The 6,024-nt window shown below is 50.4% G+C and carries 4 protein-coding genes and 1 rRNA gene; all 5 read left to right on the plus strand.

Annotation, left to right across the window (positions count from 1 at the left end; all coding sequences use genetic code 11):
- Positions 1-816: 816 nt before the first annotated feature.
- Positions 817-1,695 carry a xanthine dehydrogenase family protein subunit M gene (locus J4G02_22335; protein MCE2397250.1) on the plus strand — a complete coding sequence of 293 codons (879 nt, stop codon included), beginning with the start codon at positions 817-819 and terminating at the stop codon, positions 1,693-1,695.
- A gap of 52 nt (positions 1,696-1,747) precedes the next feature.
- Positions 1,748-2,137, plus strand: coding sequence for a (2Fe-2S)-binding protein (locus tag J4G02_22340; protein MCE2397251.1), 390 nt, complete (start codon positions 1,748-1,750; stop codon positions 2,135-2,137).
- The gene (locus J4G02_22345) at positions 2,137-4,392 is read left to right on the plus strand and encodes a xanthine dehydrogenase family protein molybdopterin-binding subunit (GenBank protein ID MCE2397252.1); all 2,256 of its coding nucleotides are present in this window, start codon (positions 2,137-2,139) and stop codon (positions 4,390-4,392) included. The genes J4G02_22340 and J4G02_22345 overlap by 1 nt, the downstream gene beginning before the upstream one ends.
- A 142-nt stretch (positions 4,393-4,534) precedes the next feature.
- A complete protein-coding gene (locus J4G02_22350; protein MCE2397253.1) occupies positions 4,535-4,825 on the plus strand; it encodes a MoaD/ThiS family protein in 291 nt (96 codons plus the stop codon).
- A 208-nt stretch (positions 4,826-5,033) separates the two neighbouring features.
- Positions 5,034-6,024: ribosomal RNA gene (locus J4G02_22355) — 16S ribosomal RNA — on the plus strand; the annotation flags it as partial.

The raw sequence follows: 6,024 nt of genomic DNA on the forward strand, positions 1-6,024 counted from the left end.
TTTTTCTCTTTCTCAGGCGCTCAAAGCTGAAAAGCGCACACTAACGGCGATTGCTTGCGTGATTGGGTTGATTGTGGGAAGAAGTATGTTGGTTCATTGGTTCATTAGTTCATGAGTTGGAGCACCTCTCATTTATTTTTTCCCCTGCCAAATTACAACCGCAAATTCGCTCCTAAAAGCGTAGGGTGTTCATTGCTCAAGGCACGTTATCACTGGATCTGGGCGTGGCATATTCGTGCCACGCTATCGAGGATGGTGTTTGGCAGGTCTTGGTCCTGCCTGCCACATCGAAAGCGACTTATGAGCCCCTCTCAATTATAGTGGATTCTAAAGATAAATAGAACTTTCGCTCCCCATGTTTGGTAGGCGCTGTTTCCAACTGCGCCGATGCGGTTAGAAATCGCACCTACCGGGGTGATAGCCCGTATTTTCCCATCCCCGGTAGGCGAGGTTTGCTAACCTCGCCGGTACACAGTGTCCAATTAATTCTAAACTTTACTATAATAAACTTGGCTCATGTAAAAAGAAAGTGCAAAATATGAAGCGAAATCGTAGGGGCGGGGTTCCCCCGCTCGCCGTAAGGGTTGGGTGACCCAACCCCTACGAAAACTCGGTTGCTGTTGCACTAATTCTTAACATGAGCGATAAACTTTTATCTGAAAAACGATTATCCGAAAGTTGATAGATTTTTTCTGTTGACATTTTAGATACTTTTGATTAAGATAAAGTGTGCAATTACTCTTTGCTAAATTTTCCGATACCCGCGTTGGGTATTAAATGTGATAAAATTCCTCATTTTGAAAGGAGATTGATACTTTGCGAGCGTTTGAATATGTTCCCGCAAAAACTGTAGCTGAAGCTACCTCCTTGCTCGCCCAAAAAGGTGATCAAGCAAAACCCTTGGCCGGCGGAACAGATCTCATCGTTATGGTTCGGGAGAACCGTCGGCAGTTGGAACGGATGGTGGATATCAAGGACCTTCCTGAGACTAATGTGCTTTCATATTCCCCTGACACCGGTTTAGACCTCGGTGCGGCTGTTCCCTGTCATAAGATTTACGCGGACGATGCCATCTCCGCCGCATATCCTGGACTGATTGATGCTGCTAAGATTATTGGTGGAACTGCGATTCAAGGTCGGGCAAGCGTTGGTGGTAATTTGTGCAATGCCTCTCCCGCTGCGGATACGATCCCACCGCTGATAGTGTTGGGCGCCATTTGTGCAATTGCTGGTCCAAATGGATCAGCGCGCGAGATTCCTGTAGAGCAGTTCTGCACAGCACCAGGGCAAACTGTCTTAGAAAACGGAGAGCTTCTTGTTTCATTCAAGATTCCTCTGCCACCGAAAAATTCGAGTTCGTTTTACCTCCGTTTCATCCCACGCAATGAAATGGACATCGCAGTTGTCGGTGCTGGTGCGTCGGTTGTTCTCGACGATACGAAGACGTCCATTGTCTCCGCGCGAATCGGCCTTGCTGCTGTTGCGCCCACACCGTTGCTTGCTGAAGAAGCAGGTGCATCACTTGTCGGCAAGGAAATTTCCGATGAAGCGATTAACGCTGCTGCTGAGGCGGCGCAAGCGATTGCCAGTCCAATCAGCGATATGCGTGGAACGGCTGAACAGAGAACACATCTTGTCGGTGTGTTGACACGTCGTGCCTTAAACGGTGCAATTCAACGAGTGAAGGAGGCATAAAAATAGATGCCTAGAAAAGTCCACGTTCAAACAACAATTAACTCGCCAGAGTTTGCTTGAGGTCTTGCGAGACGTACTTCATCTGACAGGTGCCAAAGAGGGTTGTAATAATGGCAACTGTGGTGCCTGCAGCGTGATTCTTGATGGGCGTCTGGTCAATTCATGTTTGGTGCTTGGTGCTGAACTCGAAGGGAAATCGCTTGAGACAATTGAAGGAATCGCCGAGCCGGACCAGCTTCATCCGATTCAAGATGCGTTTTTAGAAAATGCTGCCCTCCAGTGTGGTATTTGCACGCCCGGCTTTATCATGGCGGCAAAAGCATTGTTAGATCAAAATCCGCATCCAACTGAGCATGAAATCCGCTATTGGCTAGCGGGCAATTTGTGTCGTTGTACTGGATACGATAAAATTGTACGTGCTGTCCAAGATGCAGGTGCATAATGGCAGAAAAGAAAGACTACAAGGTCGTTGGGACTCGTCCCATCCGTCACGATGGTGTTGATAAGGTTACAGGTCGCGCCCTTTACGGTGCAGATTTCCAAGCGGTAGGACTGTTACACGGCAGGGTTCTGCGCAGTCCACATGCCCATGCGCGGATAAAGTCAATTGATACGAGCCGTGCGGAAGCGTATCCCGGCGTGAGGGCAGTTGTAACGGCGAAGGATTTTCCTTCGGTCGAAGATAAGATCGCGGATCTTGGAGAGGGCGCAGCCAGTGTGAAGGATCTCCAAGATAACGTACTGGCAGGCGATAAGGCGCTGTACAAAGGACATCAGGTCGCAGCGGTTGCGGCGATTGACCCCCATACTGCTGAAGAGGCGCTTGAACTCATTGATGTTGAGTATGAGGTGCTGCCGCCGGTGATCAAAGTGCTTGACGCGATGAAGGAAGATGCACCGCTTCTGCACGAGGACATGCGAACCGATGAGATGGGGGAAAAGTCCGATAAGCCGAGCAACGTTGCGAGTCACTTCCAGCACAAGCAAGGCGACCTCGAAAAAGGGTATGCCGAAGCCGATGTGGTTGTTGAGCAAGAGTATACGACAGAGACTGTGCATCAAGGCTATATCGAACCCCACAATGCGACTGCGCTATACAATCCTGATGGGCAGTTGACAATCTGGTGCAGTACGCAGGGGGCATTCGCTGTTCGAGAGCAGGTGTCTGAGATTCTCCAGCTCCCCGTCTCAAAAGTTAAGGTTGTGCCGATGGAGATTGGTGGCGGCTTTGGTGGGAAGATTAATGTTTACATCAAGCCGATCGCTGCGATGCTTTCCATGAAAACAGGCAAACCTGTCAAGGTCCTAATGAGTCGAGCGGATGTCTTTGAAGGCACAGGTCCAACCCCAGGTTCGTACGTGCGTGTGAAGATGGGCGCAACGAATGATGGACGCATTACCGCTGCGGAAGCCTATCTTGCGTTTGAAGCGGGTGCGTATGCCGGCTCACCGGTTGGGGCAGCGGCGTTCTGCGTCTTCTCGCCCTACAAAGTTGAGAATGGACAGGTTGATGGATATGATGTGGTCGTCAATAAGCCGAAGACCGCCGCATATCGTGCGCCTGGTGCAACAAATGCTGCATTTGCTGCTGAAACTGTCATCGACGAGATTTGTGAGAAGATCGGGATGGATCCACTCGAATTCCGTATCCTCAATAGTGCGAAAGAGGGGGATATCCGTGTTGATGGTCCTCCGACTCCACATGTTGGTTTCGTCGAAACGGTTGAAGCCGCAAAGGATCATCCACACTATTCTGCACCGCTTGAAGGTGAGAATAGAGGACGTGGCGTTGCTTCCGGCTATTGGCCGAACTTCGGCATGAAATCGAGTGTCGTGATTAACGTAACTGCCGATGGGACAATCAGTCTAGTGGAAGGGTCAACCGATATCGGTGGCACACGCGCATCGATTGCGATGCAGGCTGCGGAAGTTCTGGGCATTTCCGCCGAGTCTGTCACGCCTAGCGTCGCGGATACCGATTCTGTGGGTTACACCGCTGTTACAGGGGGTAGCCGCACCGCTTTTGCAACCGGGTACGCTGCTTATGAGGCTGCACAGGATGTCAAGCAGCAGATGATTGAACGCGCTGCGAAACTGTGGGAAGTCGATACGGATGCAGTACAATTTACGGATGGCGTATTTAGTACCGTTAATGGCCAAGAACACGAAGTTGACTTCAAGGGCTTGGCAGCGAGGTTGGACGAGACCGGTGGTCCCGTCGTTGGACGCGGCACTGCGGATCCAAATCAACCCGGTCCGTCAATTGGTGTACACGTTGTTGATGTTGAAGTCGATCCAGATACCGGCAAGATTGACATCTTGCGTTATACGGCGACCCAAGATGCTGGCAAGGCAGTCCACCCTAGCTATGTCGAAGGACAGATACAGGGCGGGGCGGTCCAAGGTATCGGTTGGGCGTTAAACGAGGAATATATCTACAACGAAAAAGGCGAGATGACCAACGCCAGTTTCCTCGATTACCGTATACCGACCTGTCTTGACCTGCCGATGATCGACGCTGTCATTGTTGAGGTTCCTAACCCGGGTCATCCCTTTGGTGTTAGGGGCGTCGGCGAAACACCAATCATCGCACCGCCTGCTGCGATTGCAAATGCGGTCTATCGTGCGGTCGGTGTTCGGATGAAAGAATTGCCGATGTCGCCGGGTCGTGTCCTCAAGACGATGGGCAAGATTTAGGTATATAGGCGTAAATTTTAGCATTTCAGATCCGCCCGGTTTCTCGAACTTGGTGGATCTAAAACTACAATCAGGGATATGGGGTTCTTATCAGGGCTTCATATCCCTGATTCATTTTAATTCACGGAAGGTGTATTGTGCCATGGCAACGATTGCAATTCCCTCACTCATGCAGAAACTAACCGACGGCGCAAACCAAGTGGTTGTGGAAGGGAAGACGCTGCGGGAGGTGGTGAATAATCTCGAAGCCGCCTACCCCGGCTTCAAGGATCGCCTCTGCGATGGCGATCGGATTCGTCCTAGCATTTCAGTATATATTGATGGTGTTATGACTCGTGAAGGGATGCATCAACCGATAGGCGAAGCGGCGAACATCCATTTCGTACCGGCGGTTAGCGGCGGTTTATCTGCCTGTGAAAAGGATTTGTATTAAATAGGGAAAAAATATGTCTTTTCCCTTGACAGGGTGGGAGCGGTATGTTATAATCCCATTCGCTTCCGTTAAGGAAGGTTAAAAGATGCTCTTTGAAAGCTAAATAGTTTCTGTTACTTGATAGGGCTTGTATAATGTACATAGTCCTCCTGTCGACTTAGAAATTCCTCCCCTAACCTTAACGGTTAGGCTGGTTTTTCTTTAAGACTTATTGGAGAGTATGATACCGGCTCAGGACGAACGCTAGCGGCGTGGATTAGGCATGCAAGTCGTACGAGAATCAGTGGCTTCGGCCGCTGAGGAAAGTGGCGAAAGGGTGAGTAACGCGTAGGTAATTTACCTTTGAGATCGGGATAACGGTTCGAAAGGGCCGCTAATACCGTATACCATTGGAGTTCCTTCGGGATATCCAATGAAAGGTGGGTCTTCGGATCTGCCACTCATAGATGAGCCTGCGTCCTATTAGCTAGTTGGTGAGGTAACGGCTCACCAAGGCTACGATGGGTAGCTAGTCTGAGAGGATGATTAGCCACATTGGGACTGAGACACTGCCCAAACTCCTACGGGAGGCTGCAGTCGAGAATATTTCGCAATGGGGGCAACCCTGACGATGCGACGCCGCGTGGGGGATGAAGGTCTTCGGATTGTAAACCTCTGTGTTATGGGAAGAATCGCTAGTAGGTGATAAGCTTGCTAGCTTGACGGTACCATAGTAGAAAGCCCCAGCTAACTGCGTGCCAGCAGCTGCGGTAATACGTGGGGGGCAAGCGTTGTCCGGATTTACTGGGCGTAAAGCGTGTGTAGGCGGTTACATAAGTCGAGTGTGAAATGGCTTGGCTCAACCAAGCAACTGCGCTCGAAACTGTGTGGCTTGAGTACGGAAGAGGAAAGTGGAATGTAAGGTGTAGCGGTGAAATGCGTAGATATCTTATAGAACACCTATGGCGAAGGCAGCTTTCTGGTCCGATACTGACGCTGAGTACACGAAAGCTTGGGGAGCGAACGGGATTAGATACCCCGGTAGTCCAAGCCGTAAACGATGGGTACTAAGTGTAGGGGGTATTGATTCCTCCTGTGCTGTAGCTAACGCATTAAGTACCCCGCCTGGGGAGTACGGCCACAAGGTTAAAACTCAAGGTAATTGACGGGGGGCCGCACAAGCGGTGGAGCATGTCGCTTAATTCGAAGCAACGCGAAGA

The sequence above is a fragment of the Candidatus Poribacteria bacterium genome, from assembly GCA_021295755.1.
Classification (GTDB): Bacteria; Poribacteria; WGA-4E; order WGA-4E; family PCPOR2b; genus PCPOR2b.